The sequence below is a fragment of the Amphritea japonica ATCC BAA-1530 genome, from assembly GCF_016592435.1.
Classification (GTDB): Bacteria; Pseudomonadota; Gammaproteobacteria; order Pseudomonadales; family Balneatricaceae; genus Amphritea; species Amphritea japonica.
Genome location: NZ_AP014545.1, coordinates 463,108 through 481,687, shown reverse-complemented (window position 1 = coordinate 481,687; position 18,580 = coordinate 463,108). Strand labels below are relative to the sequence as shown.

The 18,580-nt window shown below is 48.7% G+C and carries 19 protein-coding genes; 8 read left to right on the top strand and 11 right to left on the bottom strand.

Annotated elements, in window-relative coordinates; genetic code table 11:
* The first annotated feature begins 3 nt into the window (after window positions 1–3).
* Both AMJAP_RS02300 and lnt read left to right on the top strand, forming a co-directional pair.
* Complete coding sequence (locus AMJAP_RS02300; RefSeq protein ID WP_019620782.1) at window positions 4–849, top strand: HlyC/CorC family transporter; 846 nt, start codon at window positions 4–6, stop codon at window positions 847–849.
* 11 nt (window positions 850–860) lie between these two features.
* Window positions 861–2,384 carry an apolipoprotein N-acyltransferase gene (gene lnt, locus AMJAP_RS02295; RefSeq protein ID WP_019620783.1) on the top strand — a complete coding sequence of 508 codons (1,524 nt, stop codon included), beginning with the start codon at window positions 861–863 and terminating at the stop codon, window positions 2,382–2,384.
* On the opposite strand, the gene AMJAP_RS02290 is transcribed toward lnt, so the two are convergent.
* Complete coding sequence (locus AMJAP_RS02290; RefSeq protein WP_019620784.1) at window positions 2,331–2,870, bottom strand: zinc ribbon-containing protein; 540 nt, start codon at window positions 2,868–2,870, stop codon at window positions 2,331–2,333. The genes lnt and AMJAP_RS02290 overlap by 54 nt on opposite strands.
* A 124-nt stretch (window positions 2,871–2,994) precedes the next feature.
* Here AMJAP_RS02290 and leuS point away from each other — a divergent pair, with 124 nt between their 5' ends.
* The 4 genes from leuS (at window position 2,995) to AMJAP_RS02270 (ending at window position 7,576) form a co-directional block, all read left to right on the top strand.
* Entirely contained in the window at window positions 2,995–5,586 is a 2,592-nt protein-coding gene (gene leuS, locus AMJAP_RS02285; RefSeq protein ID WP_019620785.1) for a leucine--tRNA ligase, read from the top strand.
* Between the two features lie 10 nt (window positions 5,587–5,596).
* Window positions 5,597–6,097 carry an LPS-assembly lipoprotein LptE gene (locus AMJAP_RS02280; protein WP_019620786.1) on the top strand — a complete coding sequence of 167 codons (501 nt, stop codon included), beginning with the start codon at window positions 5,597–5,599 and terminating at the stop codon, window positions 6,095–6,097.
* A gap of 6 nt (window positions 6,098–6,103) precedes the next feature.
* Window positions 6,104–7,123, top strand: a complete 1,020-nt coding sequence (holA, locus tag AMJAP_RS02275; protein WP_019620787.1) for a DNA polymerase III subunit delta — start codon at window positions 6,104–6,106, stop codon at window positions 7,121–7,123.
* A 129-nt stretch (window positions 7,124–7,252) separates the two neighbouring features.
* A complete protein-coding gene (locus AMJAP_RS02270) occupies window positions 7,253–7,576 on the top strand; it encodes a c-type cytochrome (RefSeq protein ID WP_019620788.1) in 324 nt (107 codons plus the stop codon).
* Window positions 7,577–7,860: 284 nt separating this feature from the next.
* Here AMJAP_RS02270 and AMJAP_RS02265 read toward each other — a convergent pair whose 3' ends face one another.
* Window positions 7,861–8,706: a LysR substrate-binding domain-containing protein gene (locus AMJAP_RS02265; RefSeq protein WP_019620789.1), complete on the bottom strand. Its 846-nt coding sequence runs from the start codon at window positions 8,704–8,706 to the stop codon at window positions 7,861–7,863.
* A gap of 80 nt (window positions 8,707–8,786) precedes the next feature.
* On the opposite strand from AMJAP_RS02265, the gene AMJAP_RS17850 reads away from it, so the two are divergent.
* Window positions 8,787–9,101, top strand: a complete 315-nt coding sequence (locus tag AMJAP_RS17850; RefSeq protein WP_019620790.1) for a DUF6552 family protein — start codon at window positions 8,787–8,789, stop codon at window positions 9,099–9,101.
* 249 nt (window positions 9,102–9,350) lie between these two features.
* The gene (locus AMJAP_RS02260) at window positions 9,351–10,217 is read left to right on the top strand and encodes a DMT family transporter (protein ID WP_026340001.1); all 867 of its coding nucleotides are present in this window, start codon (window positions 9,351–9,353) and stop codon (window positions 10,215–10,217) included.
* A 350-nt stretch (window positions 10,218–10,567) separates the two neighbouring features.
* Here AMJAP_RS02260 and AMJAP_RS02255 read toward each other — a convergent pair whose 3' ends face one another.
* The 9 genes from AMJAP_RS02255 to AMJAP_RS02215 form a co-directional block, all read right to left on the bottom strand.
* Window positions 10,568–11,005, bottom strand: coding sequence for an OsmC family protein (locus AMJAP_RS02255; RefSeq protein WP_019620792.1), 438 nt, complete (start codon window positions 11,003–11,005; stop codon window positions 10,568–10,570).
* A gap of 193 nt (window positions 11,006–11,198) precedes the next feature.
* Window positions 11,199–12,062, bottom strand: coding sequence for a phosphatase PAP2 family protein (locus AMJAP_RS02250; RefSeq protein ID WP_019620793.1), 864 nt, complete (start codon window positions 12,060–12,062; stop codon window positions 11,199–11,201).
* On the bottom strand, window positions 12,037–13,689 hold the full coding sequence (locus AMJAP_RS02245; protein WP_083935268.1) for an ArnT family glycosyltransferase: 1,653 nt from the start codon (window positions 13,687–13,689) through the stop codon (window positions 12,037–12,039). Before AMJAP_RS02245 ends, AMJAP_RS02250 begins: the two co-directional genes overlap by 26 nt.
* Window positions 13,604–14,638, bottom strand: coding sequence for a glycosyltransferase family 2 protein (locus tag AMJAP_RS02240; RefSeq protein ID WP_019620795.1), 1,035 nt, complete (start codon window positions 14,636–14,638; stop codon window positions 13,604–13,606). Before AMJAP_RS02240 ends, AMJAP_RS02245 begins: the two co-directional genes overlap by 86 nt.
* 98 nt (window positions 14,639–14,736) lie before the next feature.
* A complete protein-coding gene (locus AMJAP_RS02235; protein ID WP_019620796.1) occupies window positions 14,737–15,672 on the bottom strand; it encodes a lysylphosphatidylglycerol synthase domain-containing protein in 936 nt (311 codons plus the stop codon).
* Window positions 15,672–16,706 (bottom strand): lipoyl synthase, encoded by a 1,035-nt coding sequence (lipA, locus tag AMJAP_RS02230; RefSeq protein ID WP_019620797.1) that lies wholly within the window; start codon window positions 16,704–16,706, stop codon window positions 15,672–15,674. Before lipA ends, AMJAP_RS02235 begins: the two co-directional genes overlap by 1 nt.
* Entirely contained in the window at window positions 16,696–17,355 is a 660-nt protein-coding gene (gene lipB, locus AMJAP_RS02225; protein ID WP_040404229.1) for a lipoyl(octanoyl) transferase LipB, read from the bottom strand. The genes lipA and lipB overlap by 11 nt, the downstream gene beginning before the upstream one ends.
* Window positions 17,356–17,384: 29 nt before the next feature.
* The gene (locus AMJAP_RS02220) at window positions 17,385–17,666 is read right to left on the bottom strand and encodes a YbeD family protein (protein WP_019620799.1); all 282 of its coding nucleotides are present in this window, start codon (window positions 17,664–17,666) and stop codon (window positions 17,385–17,387) included.
* A gap of 16 nt (window positions 17,667–17,682) precedes the next feature.
* A complete protein-coding gene (locus AMJAP_RS02215) occupies window positions 17,683–18,534 on the bottom strand; it encodes a D-amino acid aminotransferase (RefSeq protein WP_019620800.1) in 852 nt (283 codons plus the stop codon).
* Window positions 18,535–18,580 lie beyond the last annotated feature (46 nt).

The following is an 18,580-nucleotide window of genomic DNA, read 5'->3' as shown; positions in this document are numbered from 1 at the left end:
ACAATGAGTGAAGATCGACCGGGCAATGGCCATCAGAAAACCTGGCTAGGTAAGCTTGCCCAAGCCTTTTCTGATGAGCCCAAAACCCGCGAAGACCTGCTGGCTGATCTGAAAGATGCCACCGATGAAAATATTCTTGATCAGGAAGCCTTCAGTATTATCGAAGGTGCTATGCAGGTTGCCGATCGTCAGGTGCGGGATGTCATGATCCCCCGATCTCAGATGGTCGTGGTTGAGGCTGACCAGACGCCGAAAGAGTTCCTGCCGATCATCATCTCTTCCGCTCACTCCCGTTTCCCGGTCATTGGTGAAAATCCAGACGACATCCTCGGTGTTCTGCTAGCCAAAGATCTTTTACCGCTGATACTGGATGATAACAATCTGGAAAATTTCGATATTTCCCAGCATGTACGTAAAGCAACCTTTATTCCGGAGAGCAAGCGCCTTAACGTGCTCCTGAAAGAGTTTCGCGCCACCCGCAACCATATGGCGATCGTTGTCGATGAGTATGCCGGAGTATCGGGCGTTATCACCATCGAGGATGTATTAGAGCAGATTGTCGGCGAAATTGAAGATGAACATGACGCGGACGATGATGATGGTAATATTAAACCGTTTGATGATAACGGCTATATCGTTAAGGCTCTGACCTCGATCGAAGACTTCAATGAGTTTTTCGATATTGGCATGCCTGACGATGAGTTTGATACTATCGGCGGACTGGTGACTCAGAAATTTGGTCATCTGCCAAACAAGGATGAAACAGTAGAGATCGATGATTTTACATTTAAAATTCTTAGCGCAGACAACCGCCGGATACGCTTGTTACAGGTTATTCGTTCAGCGTAGGTCAAAAGACCATGGCTAACCGTACAGCGTATATTTTCTGGCGGGTTTTGCTATGCCTCTTAGCGGGCGCAATTGCCCCTTTCTCGCTCGCCCCTTTTGATTATTGGTATCTGGGCGGCATCTCCGTCGCATTGCTGTTTTTAACACTTCACCACTGTTCCCCCCGGGTTAGCGGCTGGTTAGGCTGGTGCTATGGCCTGGGCTTTTTCGGCACCGGAGTCTCCTGGGTGTTCGTGAGCATCCATGAACATGGCAACGCCCCCACCCTGCTCGCAGGGGGAATGACCTTTGCGTTTGTCGCTGCCCTGGCAATACTCTTCGCCCTTCAGTGCTGGATCTATACGCGATTTTTCCGTAATTCAATCGGTTTTTGTGCGCTTTGGCTGCTCTTCGAATGGTTGCGCAGCTGGTTGTTGACAGGTTTTCCCTGGCTCTATCTTGGCTATGGACTCATTGATACACCGATGGCCATATTCGCCCCGTTAGGGGGAGTCTGGTTTCTCAGCCTCTATGTTGTTCTGGTCGGCACCCTCTCGATCACCTTTTTCAAACGGCTTAACCACCCCCTACAATCAGCAGCAATATTAATGCTGCTGGCTATCCCCTGGGTGGCGATACAACAAGAAAAAGTTCCGCAAGACTGGACCTCGCCGGTTGGCGAACCCCTGAATGTGATGCTGGTGCAGGCAAACATCCCTCAGGAAGAGAAATGGATACGCAGCAATCTGGAAAACATTCTACAAACCTATGTCGATCTGAGTCAGGACAGCGATAAAGTCGATCTTCTCATCTGGCCCGAAACCGCTATTCCTACTTTTTACAAAACCGCATCCGTCATGCTCAACCCATTGATAGAACAACTTGAGCAAAGTAATACCGCGATGATCAGCGGCATCCCCACAATGTACCTGGACCCGGAACACCCCAAAGGAAGACGTTACACCAATAGCCTGACGCTCTTTGCTGGTGGCAGCGGCAGTTATGATAAACAACGACTGGTACCTTTCGGGGAGTATGTCCCGCTGGAACGTCAATTACGCGGCCTGATTGATTTCTTCGATCTGCCGATGTCTGAATTTAGCCTAGGATCAGCCGATCAGCCTCTGCTAGAGGCCGGTGAAGCTCAAATCGCGCCCTTTATCTGTTACGAAATCGCCTACCCTGAGCTTGTCCGGCACAACAGCCTTAACAGCGATCTGTTATTAACCGTCAGCAACGACACCTGGTTTAGTCATTCGACTGCGCCGACGCAACACCTGCAAATTGCACGTATGCGGGCACTGGAAACCGGCCGCTGGTTAATCCGCAGTACGAATAACGGCATCAGTGCTCTGATTAACCCAGAGGGTATGATCAGCGCAACCATCCCCCAATACGAGCAAGCGGTACTGGTTGGTAACGTCCAGCGAATGGAAGGGCTAACCCCCTATCAGCAGTGGGGGCTCCTTCCTTTGCAAATTCTTACCGGACTCATGCTGCTATTAGGACTCTTCACCGCTGCCCCAGGGGGCAGAAGAACGCACAAAGGTATCTGAACCACACTTCTGACAAAGAGACAGGCGGCTGGTACTGGTATTCGTCACCTGTTCGCCACACACCAGGCATGAAAAAGTTCCTGCGGCTGCAATCTCGCGGGCATGATAATGCTCTTCACCACTAGCCAGCAGCTGTTCCAGTTCAGCAATACCAATGCGGGTTCGGTCTGCCAGTTCCATCAACTGCCGGGCCACCTTTTGCTCCAGTATATTCAGATCAAAGTTAAGCCAGGCAGCAATCCCCTCCCCGGTTTCATGGGCATAATATCCCAGACGTTTGAGATCTCGCTTGAGATAGGCGCTCAGCAGATCCATTTCATCCCGGGTCATCTCTTCCGCCGTCAACTCCAGCTCGACCGCCTCTTCAATCTTCTCTTGTAAATAATCCCAGGAGCGATGTTCTGCTGATGCTAAATCCTTACGCAAACGACTGAGTACACGATCATACTGAGCACTGCGATCCGTGCCGTTGTTATTGTTGCTCATATCATTCTCCAAAGCCGACGAAAAACTATATGTAAGATTGCATATATTGTATCCTATGCTCCATTGACCAAACTTTCCATTGACCGGCACCACTCCTTTGCCGGTTTTTATTATCAGAGCCAAAATGAACGAACAATACAAACCGCAGCACATTGAGCCAGAAGTCCAGAAACACTGGGTCGACAACGAAAGCTTCAAAGCGACTGAAGATCTTTCCAAAGAAAAGTTCTACTGCCTATCCATGTTCCCCTACCCGAGTGGTCGGCTGCACATGGGTCATGTTCGTAACTACACTATTGGTGATGTAGTTTCACGCTACCAGCGCATGCAGGGTAAAAATGTCCTGCAGCCAATGGGCTGGGATGCTTTCGGTCTGCCTGCGGAGAACGCAGCGCTGAAAAACAATGTTCCCCCAGCTAACTGGACCTATGAAAACATCGACTACATGCGTAATCAGCTCGATTTGATGGGTTTTGGCTACGACTGGAGTCGCGAAGTTGCTACCTGCCATCCAGAGTACTACCGCTGGGAGCAGTGGTTCTTTACTCAGCTGATGGAGAAAGGACTGGTCTACAAGAAAGAATCTGAAGTTAACTGGGATCCGGTTGACCAGACAGTATTGGCCAATGAGCAGGTTATCGATGGCCGGGGCTGGCGCTCTGGTGCGCCAGTTGAGCGTAAAAAGATCCCTCAGTGGTTCCTGAAAATCACCGATTATGCCGATGAGCTGTTGGATGATCTGGACAAGTTGCAAGAGTGGCCTGAACAGGTGCTCACTATGCAACGCAACTGGATCGGTCGTTCTGAAGGTGTTGAGCTAAACTTCCACGTTGAAGGTTTTGGTGAGATGGAAGTCTTCACCACCCGACCAGATACCCTGATGGGCGTCACCTACGTTGCTGTCGCGCCAGCTCACCCATTGGCTCAGAAAGCCGCAGAGAACAACCCAGAACTACAAGCATTTGTCGCTGAATGTAAAAACATGAAAGTGGCCGAAGCGGATATGGCCACAATGGAAAAGAAGGGCTTCGATCTGGGGATCAAAGCTGCGCATCCAATTACCGGCGAAATGGTTCCGGTATGGACAGCTAACTTCGTACTGATGGATTACGGCTCAGGTGCCGTCATGTCTGTGCCAGCCCATGATCAGCGTGATTTTGAGTTTGCCCAAAAATATGGCCTGCCGATTAAGCAGGTTATCCGCCCGGCAGATAAGAGCACCGTCATTAATATCGATGAAGAAGCCTATACCGATAAAGGCCTTCTTGTGAACTCCGGTGACTTTGATGAACTGGACTTTGAAATGGGTTTCAAAGCGATCGCTGCTGAACTCCAGAGCAAAGGTAAGGGTAAAACCACCATCAACTACCGACTGCGTGACTGGGGTGTATCCCGTCAACGCTATTGGGGCACCCCCATTCCAGTTGTTAACTGCGACAGCTGTGGTGCCGTACCGGTACCTGAAGATCAACTTCCGGTTGTTTTGCCTGTCGATGTTACTTTTGACGGCGTTGGCTCGCCAATCAAGAAAATGGATAGCTTTAAAAAGACCAGCTGTCCTAAATGCGGTGCCGATGCCGAGCGTGAAACCGATACCTTCGATACCTTTATGGAATCATCCTGGTATTACGCACGTTATGCCTGCCGTAATGCCGACACCATGCTCGATCCAGAGGCCGCAAACTACTGGCTGCCGGTTAATCAGTATATTGGCGGCATTGAACACGCCATTCTCCACCTGCTGTATTCCCGTTTTTTCCACAAGTTGATGCGTGATCAGGGGCTGGTTAACTCTGATGAACCATTCGAGCGCCTGTTATGCCAGGGCATGGTTCTCGCTGAAACCTATTACCGTGAAGATGAGAACGGTGGCAAAATCTGGATCGCTCCCAACGAGGTTAAGGTTGAGAAAGACGAGAAAGGTCGCGTTATCAAGGCAACCCATATCGAAGATGGCCAGCCTGTCGACTCTGCCGGTATGGGCAAGATGTCTAAATCAAAGAATAACGGTATCGATCCGCAAGTAATGATTGATAAATACGGTGCCGATACGGTTCGTCTGTTCATGATGTTCGCTGCACCTCCTGAGCAATCGCTGGAATGGTCTGACTCCGGTGTTGATGGCGCCCATCGCTTCCTTCGTCGCCTGTGGAAGCTGGTATACGATCACCTGCAATATCCGGGTGATCTGGTCGCGATAGAGCCAGATACGCTCAATGACCAGCAAAAAGAGCTACGACGCAAAACTCACGAAACCATTAAAAAGGTTTCAGATGATGTTGAGCGACGCCAGACATTTAATACCGCCATCGCTGCAGTAATGGAACTGACTAACGCCATCAGCCGCTTTGTTGACGCTAGCGATCAGGGCCGCGCAATCACCCGTGAAGCCCTGACTTCTGCGGTTCAGTTGCTCGCGCCTATCGTCCCTCATATTACTCATCAGCTCTGGAGCGATCTGGGCAACAGCGACAGCCTGCTGGATGCTGCATGGCCTAAAGCCGATGAAGCGGCTATGACCCAGGCCAATGTATTGATGGTGGTTCAGGTTAACGGAAAAGTACGGGCAAAGATCAATGTGCCAGCCGATTCCGAAGAAAGCGTCGTCCTGCACACTGCTCTGGCAGATGAAGGAGTGCAACGCCACATGGATGGTAAAACAATCCGTAAGCAGATTGTGGTGCCAAATAAGTTAGTTAACATCGTTGTCGGTTAAGGAAGCACAGATGACCTACGGCCTGAATCGGTTTTCAGCAGCGCTCGTTCTGACAGTCACATGCCTGTTTCTTACCGCCTGTGGTTTTCACCTGCGCGGGAGTGCTGAAATAGCAGAACCGTTGCGTCAGCTAACCCTGGTCATGCCGGACCGCTCTCGCAGTAATCTGGAGCCGCTTCTGCGGCGCCAGTTTGAAGCAAACGGTGTGACGGTGAATGGCGGCTCAGGTTATCAGCTGGAGATAACGTCTGAGTCCCGTAGTCGCCGCGAAGCTTCGCTAGGGGCTAACGCCGATATCGATGAATACGAACTTACCCGAAAAGTGAGTTTTCTTGTGACCGACCCTCTGGGTGAGATTGTATTGGAGCGTAAGCTAACGATAGAACGTACTTACGATTACGACGCAGATCGGGAAACCGCCAGCAGCGTACAGGAAGCCCAGCTCTACTCTGAAATGGAGCAGCAACTGGCCGGCCAGATTCTGCGCTTCTACGCCAACATTAAACCGTAAGCCACTATGAAGATAAAACCAGAGCAGCTTGCCAGCAAACTCAGCCAGCAACCGGCTCCGGTTTATATGGTAACCGGTGACGAAACCCTGCTAATAGAGGAAAGCTGCGACCTACTACGCCAGCATCTCAACTCCGTAGGCTTCACCGAACGGGAAACCCTCTACACAGAATCGGGGTTTAAGTGGGAATACCTGCTTGAGTGCGCAAACGCCCTCTCTCTCTTCGCCGAACAAAAAATCATCGAACTTCGCTTAGGCGGTAGCAAGCCTAATAAACAAGCCAGCGAAATCCTCAGGCAATACCTGGAACGTCCTGCAGAAGATAACGTACTCCTGATTATCGCTAATAAGCTCGACGCCAATGCTAAAAAAAGCGCCTGGTTCAAAGCGATTGACCAACAGGGCATTATCGTCGAGATCTGGCCAGTAGAACTGCAGCAGCTCCCCGGTTGGATAAATCAGCGAGCGCGCCAGATTGGTCTTAACCTTGAAAACGATGCTGTGCAGTTACTCTGTGAGCGAATCGAAGGCAATCTGCTGGCCGCTAAGCAGGAGCTGGACAAGCTCAATCTGCTCTACGCAGGTCAAAGCATCTCCGCTGATATGGTAATGGATAGTGTGTCTGACAGTTCACGTTATGATATCTATGGCCTGACCGAGGCAGCTATTCAACAACAGGTTAGCCGCTGCAATAAGATCATTGAAGTACTGCGCCAAGAAGGCACTGAAGCGACCGTAGCACTTTGGGCAATCAGCCGTGAAATTCGTTCCCTGATTGCCGTTCAGGAGGGCTTACAGAAAGGCACTCCTTTCGACACGATCTGTCAGCGAGAGCGAGTCTGGGGCAAACGTAAAAACTGGCTGCGCTCAGCTGCCCAGCGACTCCATCCTGATAGCCTTAAACAGATGCTAAGCCGATGTACTGAAGCGGACTCTCAGATCAAAGGAGCAGTTGGCGACCCCTGGTTAACCCTCACCGGTATCACCCTTCAAATGGCCGGTGTAGAGCTGAATTTAGAACGCTGAACAAGTCCAGCTAGCTAGACACGGCTTCGCCGCTTACTCGGTAGCTAGAAAGAGCAAGAGAATTTAGTTGGTCTATCTTTAGATCATAAGCGATACTTAAGCAGGCTTTGAGAGAGGAACGATTCTGAAATGAATACCCGACTGATCATGCTACCCGCTCTACTCACCCTGTTATTGACCGGCTGCTCAGACAACAGCGATCCGCAAACAACTTCAATCGATGGCGAAGAACTCTACTCCGTCAACTGCGCCCGCTGTCATAAGAAAGATGGTACCGGAGACTTCCTCAAAGGCATTCCCGCAAACAAACGTACAGCACTGCAGGAAGAGCAGGTAGTACTCCTCATCCGACAAGGCGATCCATCACGGCCCGAGATGCCGACATTTCCGGACCTCACCGAACAACAAGCCTCAGCGATTGTGGATTACCTGTTTAGCCTGAAGGTTAGATAAACAGACCGCCTTCGGGTCGCTAGAACGCCATAAAATCAGACCACCGAACAAGTTCGGTTAGCTAGAACGCCGCTTCGCGGCTGCTCGTGGCGAGACGGAAAACTTCGTTTTCCTTGCTAGATAAGAGCATAAAACCCAACCTGTCCGCTTTTCAATAAAGCCTGCTTTCGTCCCTAAGCGGACATGTCGAACTTTGCTCTTCGAATACCCCACATTCATAAAGCATTTGGGTTGGTGTTACTGGCTTTAAATGGATAATCCACAGATCATATCACTGCTTTAACTCACAGCTGGTTAAGCCAATTGATCAAGATCTCTCGGTGGCGATTCTCAACGTCTTGAGATTCAGGCCAAAGCAGATGAAGCCCCTCATCCTGCTTACCATCGACTTGTCTGAGTAAGATTAATTTATTGTGTGCTAATTCCTGTTCTAACAGAAAACTCGGTACCAAGGCGATTCCCTGTCCGTTAATCGCAGCATCAATAGCAAGGTGTGAATGGCTCAATTTCAACACTTTTCTCGGTGTATGCCTGAGTAAGCGGTACCATGATTGATGGCTGTCCTCTATCAGGCGATGATTAGAAAAGTCGATCAAAGTGGCTGGATAATCTGTCTCCGACAGGAACTTTGGCGCGCACACTGCATATAAGATCATTCCTGCCAGTTGCTTATGCATTAATTTTGGATCGTCTGGAGGGAAGCCCTGACGAATTGCTAAGTCGACATCTTCAGTAGTGAATTTGGTGATACCTTCACTTGCGACAATTCGAACGTTAATGTCTGGAAAGCGCTCACTGAAAACAGCAATACGCGGCATAAGCCATTTAGTCACCACCGAAGGAGGGGCGCTAATTGTTAGCAGCTGTCGTTGTCCTGTTAGTTCATCTGTCGCACTGTTAATCAGGTTAAGGGCCTGTCTTATATTCTGATGATAGGCTTTTCCTTTCTCCGTGAGTTCTAATCCACGGGCGTGTCGTGCGAATAGCTTAACCTCTAGGTCTTGTTCCAACCTTCTGATCCTCTGAGCGACAGCTCCCTGAGTTAGGAATAGCTCTACTGCTGCGTGCCTGAAGTTCAGGTGACGAGCGGCGGCATCAAACATTATTAGAGTATTCAAATTGATCGGCATAGGTACTCAGTTAAGCATTAGGCTAAGGGTGTAGATTTTCTACATTCTGGAATCAACATATATGATTAGTCAACTTTGTCATGGAACTTTATTGTTACAGCCATAGCATTAACGTACTTATGATCAATCTTGGGAATACATATATGCAGATAATAGTTAGTAGAAGTTTCTGGGACAGAGACAGAGTTTCTTTTTGGATTAAATGGGTCTCATCCGTGATTCAGATACTAGGCTACTCCGCGACTGCTTTCGGTATTACACCATTAAATATATATCTATTTCTGGTGGGTTTAATCGGATGGTTTGCTGTTGGAGTGCTTTGGAACGATAGGGCGCTAATGTTGATACATCTGGTAGCACTAGGAGCAATGTTGATAGGTATGCTGTATGAATAGACTAATTTTCAGTCTGCATAAAGATGTCTGCTATTGACACGTAGCAGACTCAAACGTTTGATCTGGCCCAGCTCAGAAGCAATAAAGTCATCTACCGACCCATGCGGACATTATTCCGTAAAATATTTACCCAATGCGTTGACCTGTCTATAGGTGCATACTTGATAATTGCATCTCGAGTGATCAGAGAGGTACGTAATTTTAATTCAGAGGCTAACTAAACGATTTTCAACCCCTCAGCTAGAGCGCTTGTTTCCAGCTCCTTTGAGGGGGATTCTGTTGGCACTCATGTCTACAGCTCTATTCGTATTTGTTGGCGTACTAGTTCGAATACTGAGTGATACAATTGATGTATTCCAAATTCTGCTGTTTCGTCAGCTAGTGTTTATTACGCTCCTGATCCCCTCCATTATTATTTCCATAGATACGCTGTTGAAGCCTCAGATGGTTCATTTGCACCTGCTTCGAATCGTGGGCGCGTTTATGGCTCTTTATCTAGGCTTTATCACCGTTAGCAATATTCCGCTTGCTGATGCAACAGCGTTAGGTTTTACACAGGTACTATTTGTCGCAATTATCTCTCGGGTTTTTCTGTCTGAATCGGTAGGTATAGCTAGACAAATCACAGTACTCGTTGGTTTCTGTGGTGTACTACTGGTCGTTCAGCCTGTATTTGAAGCTACATCCACTATATATACGCTTGCAGGATTGGCTGGTGCACTTGGAGCCGCTGTTGCTGTTGTTTGTGTCAGAAGAATGTCTCGCTCCGAGTCCAGAGTGATTTTGCTTACGTATCAGGCTGTATTCGTGGGCCTGATAGCACTGATACCAGGCCTTCTTGCGTGGCAATGGCCAACTATGCATGAACTGGTTTTACTTGTGTTTGTAGGTGTCATTTCTTCAGCCGCACAATGGATTGGTGTCACCGCATACAAGTTGGGTGAAGCTAATGTGATCGCAAACATTGAGTATGCAAAGATAATTTACTCACTAGCATTTGGTTACTGGTTATTCGCAGAAATCCCGAACAGCGTAGCAGTGGTAGGTGCACTTATTATCATTGGTAGCGGTTTTTTACCTCTGGCTTCCAGATACTGGTCAAAGTCACTTCGATAGCCTGCTAAGGGTCGAAATAAACCATTAAATCAGGATTTTTTATGTCCGCTATTGGCTGTGGATTCATAGGGGACATTTAAAAGAAGGTGAGTCATTCTTTTTCTAGCCACTAGCAAGTTGCAAAGCAACATCTAACGACTAAAGCTAGTTCACTTCTGGCACTTAGCAGATATAACCGAGGCGCTTTAATCCACATAAAAAAAGGCCGATGCGTCAAGCATCAGCCTTTTTTTGATCATCTGGCTTACAACCTAAAAAAACAGTCTAACCCTGACTTTTACTTTTTCGAACAAGGAAAACGAAGTTTTCCGTCGAGCAACGAGCAAACCGCAAAGCGGTGTTCGAGCTACTTATACAAGCGAATGCGTAACTTTCGTTTCAAGCATTATGTTGTCATCCAGCGGGCAACGGTGACAAACTTCTTCAAGAAACGTTGCTTTCTCCTCATCACTCAAATCAGCATCAATCTGCGCTTTAACGGTAATCGTTTGAAAACCTACGCGGTCTTCAGTGGGTTTACCCAACAATCCGGCAGGGTTCATTGCCCCATCGACATCAACATTAATACTGCGCATCTCAATCTTCTGTTGAGTCGCCGCTATACGGGCAATACTGGCAATACATCCAGCCAACGAGAACAGGAAATACTCGAGCGGTGTAGGGCCTTCATCGGTACCACCTGCCTGTTTTGGCTGATCGATAGTCACTTTGTGCCCGCGGATATCTGCATGCACCTGAGCACCTGCGTTCATAGAAGTTGATACCGAAATAACTTTATTTGCAGCCATGATAAAACACCCTTTATATATAAAAATATTGCAGGCGCGCTATTTAAAATAACAGTTACATAAGCACGCATACATAAGAAATATCTAATATATAAATTATCGCATAATTAACCCTACGATAGAAAGAACCAAACACTACTGATTGAGCTTTTTATATAAGCTTATACACAGATGATAGTAAGGCTTGCCTCTACTAACGAGTTCGCGGCTGTCGTGGCGGTAGAAAGTACTCAAAGACAAAGACTAGTAACGAGGACAGGGCGATAACTTTAGCGAAAAGATGAGCCTGTGGATAACCCCCGTCATGCCCACCTAAAATCATCAGAGCTGCTGTCAGGAGCAAGAAGAGGATAAAAAAGTGCGTCGGTAAACGAAAACCTAATGCGTACCTTTGCGCTGTCTTAATCGCAGCGACAGTCACCAGTATACCCAGCGCACTACCCACTAAAACATCGATCGGCCAGTGAGCAGCAACCATCACTCGACTCAGAGCAACCAAACCTCCTATCAACAACAAACTCACACGAAGAACGGGGTTGTTGAAGAAGTAATAGGCCGTTGTGACGAAAACCAACGCCGACAACGAGTGGCCCGAGGGGAAGCTGCCATTTTTTAGCGCCCTGCCCACCAGATTATATTCATCAGTCAATAACGTAACCGGAGGCCGGCCAGCATCGAACAAGTTTTTAAACCCATGGGTCGCGAGTGTGCCATAAACCGCAGCAATCAATAGCACCCATAAAATCGCGGGATTACGCCGTGCAACCAGCAGAGACAACGCCAACACAAATGTTGTATCCCCCATAAATGTAACGATCTGCCAGAAAGTTGAAGGGAAATAGGGGGTAAACTGGTTTAGCAGATGAAAAGCACCATGATAGCCCGCTATCAGCCAGAGTAGCAATGCTGTGCCCAGTAAAACCAACGCCAGCAGTGTTAAACGAACTAACGCCTGCGGGTCAGTCTCCTGATTAAAACGTTGCTGCGCACTCTCCAGCTGGCCCGGTAACCCGGCAACAATAAAACAGGCTTTAATCTGTGTTAACAGACTTTGCATCACGCCACTCCATTAACCGAATACCGCCTTTACTATAGAGCGGTTCTAATAGCGCCTCAGGATGGCGTTTCTGCAGTTTGCTCAGGTTATCTGCATCAGTAAAGATCAGATCCCCCGGTTTCGGATTTTTTTCTTTCGGTGTAATCGCATCGCGATAAACACTGAAAGTCGGCATATGCAGACCATAGGCAACGACATGCTGCCCTGCTCGCGCTTTAGCAATATACGCCGCTTCCTGAACCGGTAACTGCTGTAAACCCGCCATTACCTGAATGAAGAAATTAAAAACAAACAGAGTCTGAATAAAGCCAATAGCAACAAACTTAATGGGTTTTTCCAGCTTTGATGTGAAAACAATGCCTACAACCAGCAACAACGCAATAACACTGGCACTCAGATAAGGCGCTCCCACCACATCCCAGACTCTGCCCAGCATCTCTTGCTCATAGAGTTTGCGGCTACTACCAGCGGCAGACTCAAGCATCCAGGGCAGCGCGAGCATCAGGATAAAGAACATTAACGGGAAGATTAGTCCCCAGCTACTAAACAGGCGATCACGATGGTGAGCAAACAGTAGCAGTAAGCCCGCAATACCATAGACTACATAGTGAGGCAGCTGAGTGCCTGATACTGACACCAACGCAAACACAACACCCAGCCAGATCATGAGATAGAGAGTAAGTGAGTCCTTACAATATTCACGAAGATTGCGTAGCAGCGTAAACAATGCCGAACTAAACGGCAGTAACACCAACGGCAAGGCTATTAGGTAATACCAGAGCTTTCCGCCGTGCCCTTCACGGGTATCACTGAAACGATTAAGGTTATGGTCTAGCAGAAAGCCTTTGAAGAATCCCATCCCCTGATCCTGATACACCAGCCATAGCCAGGGAGTCAGAATCAGTAACAATAGCACCCAACCCGGCAGATAGAATATCGCCGTCAGCCAGCGTCGCCACTGCCCCTGAATGACAAAGAAAATACCACTGACCAGTAACGGAATCAGCACCGCTACCGGACCTTTTGTCAGCAGCCCCAGCGCCATCCACAGGTACACACGTAACAATAGGAAGCGAGACGCTTCAGGCTGCTGCCAATAGCGCCAGATATCCAGCACGGTAAGGGTAAGAAACAGGTTTAGCCAGGCATCCGCAATAGCCCCTTTCCCGATAATACCGATCCAAAGCGTGTTTGCCATGATCAGTACAGTGAACAGTGCAGTATCACTATTCCACTGTTGGCGGGCAAAGCGATAACACACCAGCATCCAGCAACTAGCGGCGATAGCCGACGGTAGTCGCAGAGAGAATTCACTCAGATCAAATAACGAAACGCTGAGGGCCTGAAACCAATAACTTAAGATTGGTTTATCGTAGCGGGGCTCACCGTCCAGATAGGTCGCAGCAAAGTTGCTGTTGGCCAGCATCTCTCGCGTTGCTTCGGAGAACGCTCCTTCATCCAGGTCAAAAAGAGGAAAGCCCCAAATATTCCAGAAGAAAGCAAAAAAGACTGCTGCGAACAGCAGCCCATAATGAAGCGCGTTATTTTGGCGCAATGTCGGCGTCATGCGCAGTCGTCTCATCCATTCCAGCAGGCTGAGGAGTAAACCACTGCCCTTCTTCATCATCGCTAAGTTTCTCACGCAGTGTATAACCACGGGTATTAGACGTTTCAAAGAAAATCCGCGACATCATCTCAGCGAGTACACCGGTGGTGATGAATTGCAGAGATACCACCAACAGGAAGATACCCACCATAAACAGCGGACGACTACCAATATCTTCACCAAGGAACAGTTTTACCATCACCAGCCAGGTCATGATCAGCGAACCCAGGACGCCCATACCTAAGCCAAGGTAGCCAAAAAAGTGGCCCGGACGCGCTTTAAATTTCAGGAAGAAAAATACCACCAGCAGATCCAGAATTACCCGGAAAGTACGTGACAGACCATACTTAGATTCACCAAACTGGCGAGCATGATGATCAACAACGGTTTCACCGATCCGCTCTGGCTTAGTAACGGAAGCGACCCAGACAGGGATAAAACGGTGCATTTCACCAAACAAACGCACCTGCTTAATAATGCTGGCACGGTAGACTTTAAGGCTGCAACCATAATCATGAAGGCGTACTTTAGTGACTTTAGCAATCAGACGATTAGCCTGACGCGAGAAGAACTTCCGGGTAGACTCATCCTCCCGCTTCTTCCGCCAGCCCTGCAGCATGTCCAGGTCGCGCTCTTCCATTTCAATGATCATGCGCTGTATATCACCAGGATCATTTTGCAGATCACCATCCATAGTGACAATAATTTCGCCGCGAGCAGCATCAATACCCGCCTGCATTGCAGCGGTCTGACCGAAGTTACGCTGCAGCTCGACTACTCTCAGGTGATCGCCCCATTGCTCCTGAGCCTCATTAAGGCGAGCAACCGTCTGATCCGGGCTGCCATCATCGACGCACACAAGCTCCCACTTACCGGCATAGTCACTAAGAGCTTCATGTACCCGCTCAACCAGCGGAAATACACAGTCCTCTTCTTTATACATCGGTACAACGATCGATAATGATTTCATAATTTACCCGGATCTAGGTCATTAAAAATTTAATAGCGGACTCTATCACAAAGCCCTATTGATATGAAGATAATGCCCGCCACGACTAGTATTGCAGACTACTCCGTCCCTGTCTTCAGAGTCGTTTGACGACTGAAAATTTTTGCCACTAGCCAGCCCAACAGAAAAGCAACGAATGACATCAGCAACAGAAACAGATGCAACTGAACAGCGACAGTCAGTAGTGCGGTGGTATCAATCGCATAGAGCTTACCCGCAAGCACAAAAGCCGCTTCAAACGTCCCTGAACCCGCTATCCCATGTATCGGCAGGATTGATGAAAGGTCGGCGATAGCCACACTGGTGACAGCCTGGGCCAGGGTCAGCTGCGACAGCTGCAGCACCACGCCAAGAAACGCCAGCAGTTTCGTTAGCCAGACCGCATAAGTGGTCAGAACAATCGCACCAAAATGACCACCACGGGTAGGCAGATCACTGAATGCTTGCGCCAGCTTTGCCAGTTTGGGACTACTGAAACGACCCAGCAGCCAGACCACTAACTGCTTACCGCGATCAAACAACAAAAGACCAAACAACGTCATCAGCATGATGACGACTGAGATCACCTGATCTGATTGCCATAGAGCCAGTACGCCGGCAATGGAGAGCAGTGCCACTAAATCCAGTAACCGATATAACAACAGATGTGAAGTAGAGGCTACAACGGCAATACCAAAATACCGTTTAATCAGTACCGGGAACGCCACCTCACCCGTGCGCATTGGCAGCAGATTATTCAGCAGATTATGGTTAGTACTCAGATAAAACATCTGCGGATAGCGCTCCGCCGGGAGTTCGAAACTGATCTTAATCCGCAGCGCCCGCAATGCATTACTGCAGAGCGACAAGACAACCAGTAAGGCCAGAGTGCCCGCTGAAAAGCCCTGCCACGACGTCAGTAGGCTGTACCAGCCGATCTGATACTCAACCACCATCAGGGTAATCACCAGGATCACCACTGACAGCAGTAATTTAAGCAGTTGAGTGCGACCCATTAGCTGATTACTTCACCCTTGGCTTGCAAATCTGCATGATAGGAAGAACGCACCAGCGGACCACTCGCGACTTGCGAAAAGCCCAGCTCTTTTGCCACCTTGGCATATTCATCAAATTCTGCCGGCGTGACATAACGATCGATAGGAAGGTGATCACGGCTAGGCTGCAAGTACTGGCCAATCGTGAGCATATCGACATCATGAGCTCGCAGATCACGCAACACGTCAAAAATCTCTTCCTTCGTCTCACCCACGCCCACCATCAAACCAGACTTTGTCCGCACATCCGGGCAACGCTGTTTATACTTTTTCAGCAATTCCAGAGACCACTGATAATCCGCACCCGGGCGCACTTTACGATATAACCTGGGAACAGTTTCCATATTATGGTTGAAAACGTCGGGAGGCGTCTGCTGTAAGACATCCAGTGCAACATCCATACGTCCCCGGAAATCAGGTACCAGCGTTTCTACCTGAATCGACGGTACCGCGTTCCGGGTTTCTGTAATACAGCGCGCAAAGTGTTCGGCTCCCCCATCACGGAGATCATCACGGTCAACGGAGGTAATCACCACATAACGAAGCCCCATGTCGGCTATCGCTTCGGCTAACTCACCAGGCTCGTTCTCTGGTAGCGGTTTAGGGCGACCATGGGCAACGTCACAGAAAGGACAACGTCGGGTACATATATCCCCCATAATCATGAAGGTTGCAGTACCATGGCTGAAGCACTCACCCAGATTAGGGCAACTGGCTTCTTCGCAGACAGACGCCAGTTTATGTTTACGTAGTTTTTTCTTGATACCCTGCACTTGCGGCGTGGTACCCAATGAAACCCGCAACCATTCCGGCTTACGCAGAATCTGATCCCGCTCAGTTGGAATTACCTTAACAGGGATACGGGATACCTTCTCTGCCCCTCTGAGTTTCACCCCGGCTTCAGCCCGATGCGGCTTATCTTTTTGAACCCCAGAACCTTTCTTTTCAGAGTTTTGAGACTGAGCACTTTGCAACTTATCACTCTTATCTGACATCTATATCTTCCAGCGAATTAGCATTGGCGCGCTCGATGTAGCCGAGTCTTTTCACCAGTATTTCTATAAGTAAACCTTTAACGAATTCCCGATCAATATCATCAGCCAGATTGGTCAGACGGGTAACAGCCATACCCGCATAACCGCAAGGGTTAATTCGATTAAAGGGTTCCAGATCCATATCCAGATTAAACGCTAACCCATGAAATGAGCAGCCTTTACGCACCCGCAATCCCAGCGAGCAAATCTTTGCTTCATCGACGTAAACGCCGGGGGCGTCAGGCTTGGCATACGCCTCAACACCTAAACCCGCCAACAACTCGACAATACTGGCTTCCATCCGGGCCACCAGCTCTCTTACACCAAACTTTTTACGACGGATATTTAACAACAAATAAACGACCAACTGCCCTGGGCCATGATAGGTAACCTGACCACCACGGTCGACTTGTACTACCGGGATATCACCGGTGTCTAACAGATGAGACTCGTTGCCATGATGCCCCTGGGTGAACACAGGCTGATGTTCTAGCAGCCAGATTTCATCAACCGTTTCCGCCACGCGATTTGCCGTAAAATTCTGCATCGTCTGCCAGGTCGGCAGATATTCTACAAGCCCCAAATCACGGACTACTACTCTTTCAGACATTTGAGCGGTCTGTTGCTCAGACGATACCATCAGATCACCATCTGTACACGACCAGTCGCTTTCAGCGCCTGGTGTAAAGCATCCAGCTGATCCGCACCGGTTGCCGTAATTTTCATCCGCACAGAGGTAAAAGTACCTTTACTACTACCCTGCTCGTCAACCTTACTCAGGTCCAGATCAGGGGCATACTGGCGAACAATGTCGATCACCAGCTCTTTGAAATCCGGAGCCGCCCGGCCAATAATTTTTATCGGATAATCCGGGCAGGGAAATTCAATTTTAGGAGCTTCTTGCTCAGTTTGCTGCGCCATATCTCTCTCTCAGTTACTAACCTTTCATCAGATTGCGCTGATAACAGGTGAATAATTCAAACATCCGGGCCCATAACGGCCCTTTCTTTCCATCAGCCACCGGCTGACCATCAATTTCCAGTACCGGCACAACAGCCCGGGTTGAACTGCTAACCCAGACCTCATCTGCCGCTAACAATCGTTCGTAATCAATATCCACTTCCTGTGCGGGTATTCCATTTTCATCGGCTAACTGCAGAATCAGTTCCCGGGTAGTACCACCGAGTATATCTGAACCACGTTTGGGCGTATAAACCACCCCTTTATCAACGACAAACAAATTGCAGGAAGCCCCTTCCGTTAGCAGACCCTCCCGAATCATCAACGCTTCTTCAACACCCGCAAGGCGAGCTTGTTGCATCACCAGAATATTAGGCAGCAAGCCGGTACTTTTGATATCACAGCGGCCCCAGCGCAGATCCGCCGTAACAATAGCCCGAACGCCATCAACAGAATCAAGCCCGGTATCATAAATATCATTAATCGGACTACAACTGGCAAACACTGTCGGCACCATATCCGCATCATAAATATGACTTCGGCGATCAGAACTCCCTCGGCTAATCTGTAAATAAACCGATAAGTTACCGCCACCATTCAGCTCCACAAGACGCTTTAGAATGTTTCTCCAGTCATACTCTGCAGTGATCTGTATTCCTCGTAAACTATGCTCTAAGCGCTGTAAATGCTCATCAAGCCGAAACCCCTGACCCTGATAAAACGGAATCACTTCATAAACACTATCGCCAAACAGAAACCCCCGATCAAAAACAGAGATCCGGGCTTGATCTGCGGCTATAAATTCACCGTTCAGGTATACAGTTTTCATCTTCGCTTAACGACAGATGCCCGGACTTAGTCAGTAGCTAAGCCCG

Coding starts and splice junctions, on each gene's coding strand:
- AMJAP_RS02300 (WP_019620782.1), top strand. CDS start 4: ATGAGTGAAGATCGACCGGGCAATGGCCATCAGAAAACCTGGCTAGGT.
- lnt (WP_019620783.1), top strand. CDS start 861: ATGGCTAACCGTACAGCGTATATTTTCTGGCGGGTTTTGCTATGCCTC.
- AMJAP_RS02290 (WP_019620784.1), bottom strand. CDS start 2,870: ATGAGCAACAATAACAACGGCACGGATCGCAGTGCTCAGTATGATCGT.
- leuS (WP_019620785.1), top strand. CDS start 2,995: ATGAACGAACAATACAAACCGCAGCACATTGAGCCAGAAGTCCAGAAA.
- AMJAP_RS02280 (WP_019620786.1), top strand. CDS start 5,597: ATGACCTACGGCCTGAATCGGTTTTCAGCAGCGCTCGTTCTGACAGTC.
- holA (WP_019620787.1), top strand. CDS start 6,104: ATGAAGATAAAACCAGAGCAGCTTGCCAGCAAACTCAGCCAGCAACCG.
- AMJAP_RS02270 (WP_019620788.1), top strand. CDS start 7,253: ATGAATACCCGACTGATCATGCTACCCGCTCTACTCACCCTGTTATTG.
- AMJAP_RS02265 (WP_019620789.1), bottom strand. CDS start 8,706: ATGCCGATCAATTTGAATACTCTAATAATGTTTGATGCCGCCGCTCGT.
- AMJAP_RS17850 (WP_019620790.1), top strand. CDS start 8,787: ATGGAACTTTATTGTTACAGCCATAGCATTAACGTACTTATGATCAAT.
- AMJAP_RS02255 (WP_019620792.1), bottom strand. CDS start 11,005: ATGGCTGCAAATAAAGTTATTTCGGTATCAACTTCTATGAACGCAGGT.
- AMJAP_RS02250 (WP_019620793.1), bottom strand. CDS start 12,062: ATGCAAAGTCTGTTAACACAGATTAAAGCCTGTTTTATTGTTGCCGGG.
- AMJAP_RS02245 (WP_083935268.1), bottom strand. CDS start 13,689: ATGATGAAGAAGGGCAGTGGTTTACTCCTCAGCCTGCTGGAATGGATG.
- AMJAP_RS02240 (WP_019620795.1), bottom strand. CDS start 14,638: ATGAAATCATTATCGATCGTTGTACCGATGTATAAAGAAGAGGACTGT.
- AMJAP_RS02235 (WP_019620796.1), bottom strand. CDS start 15,672: ATGGGTCGCACTCAACTGCTTAAATTACTGCTGTCAGTGGTGATCCTG.
- lipA (WP_019620797.1), bottom strand. CDS start 16,706: ATGTCAGATAAGAGTGATAAGTTGCAAAGTGCTCAGTCTCAAAACTCT.
- lipB (WP_040404229.1), bottom strand. CDS start 17,355: ATGTCTGAAAGAGTAGTAGTCCGTGATTTGGGGCTTGTAGAATATCTG.
- AMJAP_RS02220 (WP_019620799.1), bottom strand. CDS start 17,666: ATGGCGCAGCAAACTGAGCAAGAAGCTCCTAAAATTGAATTTCCCTGC.
- AMJAP_RS02215 (WP_019620800.1), bottom strand. CDS start 18,534: ATGAAAACTGTATACCTGAACGGTGAATTTATAGCCGCAGATCAAGCC.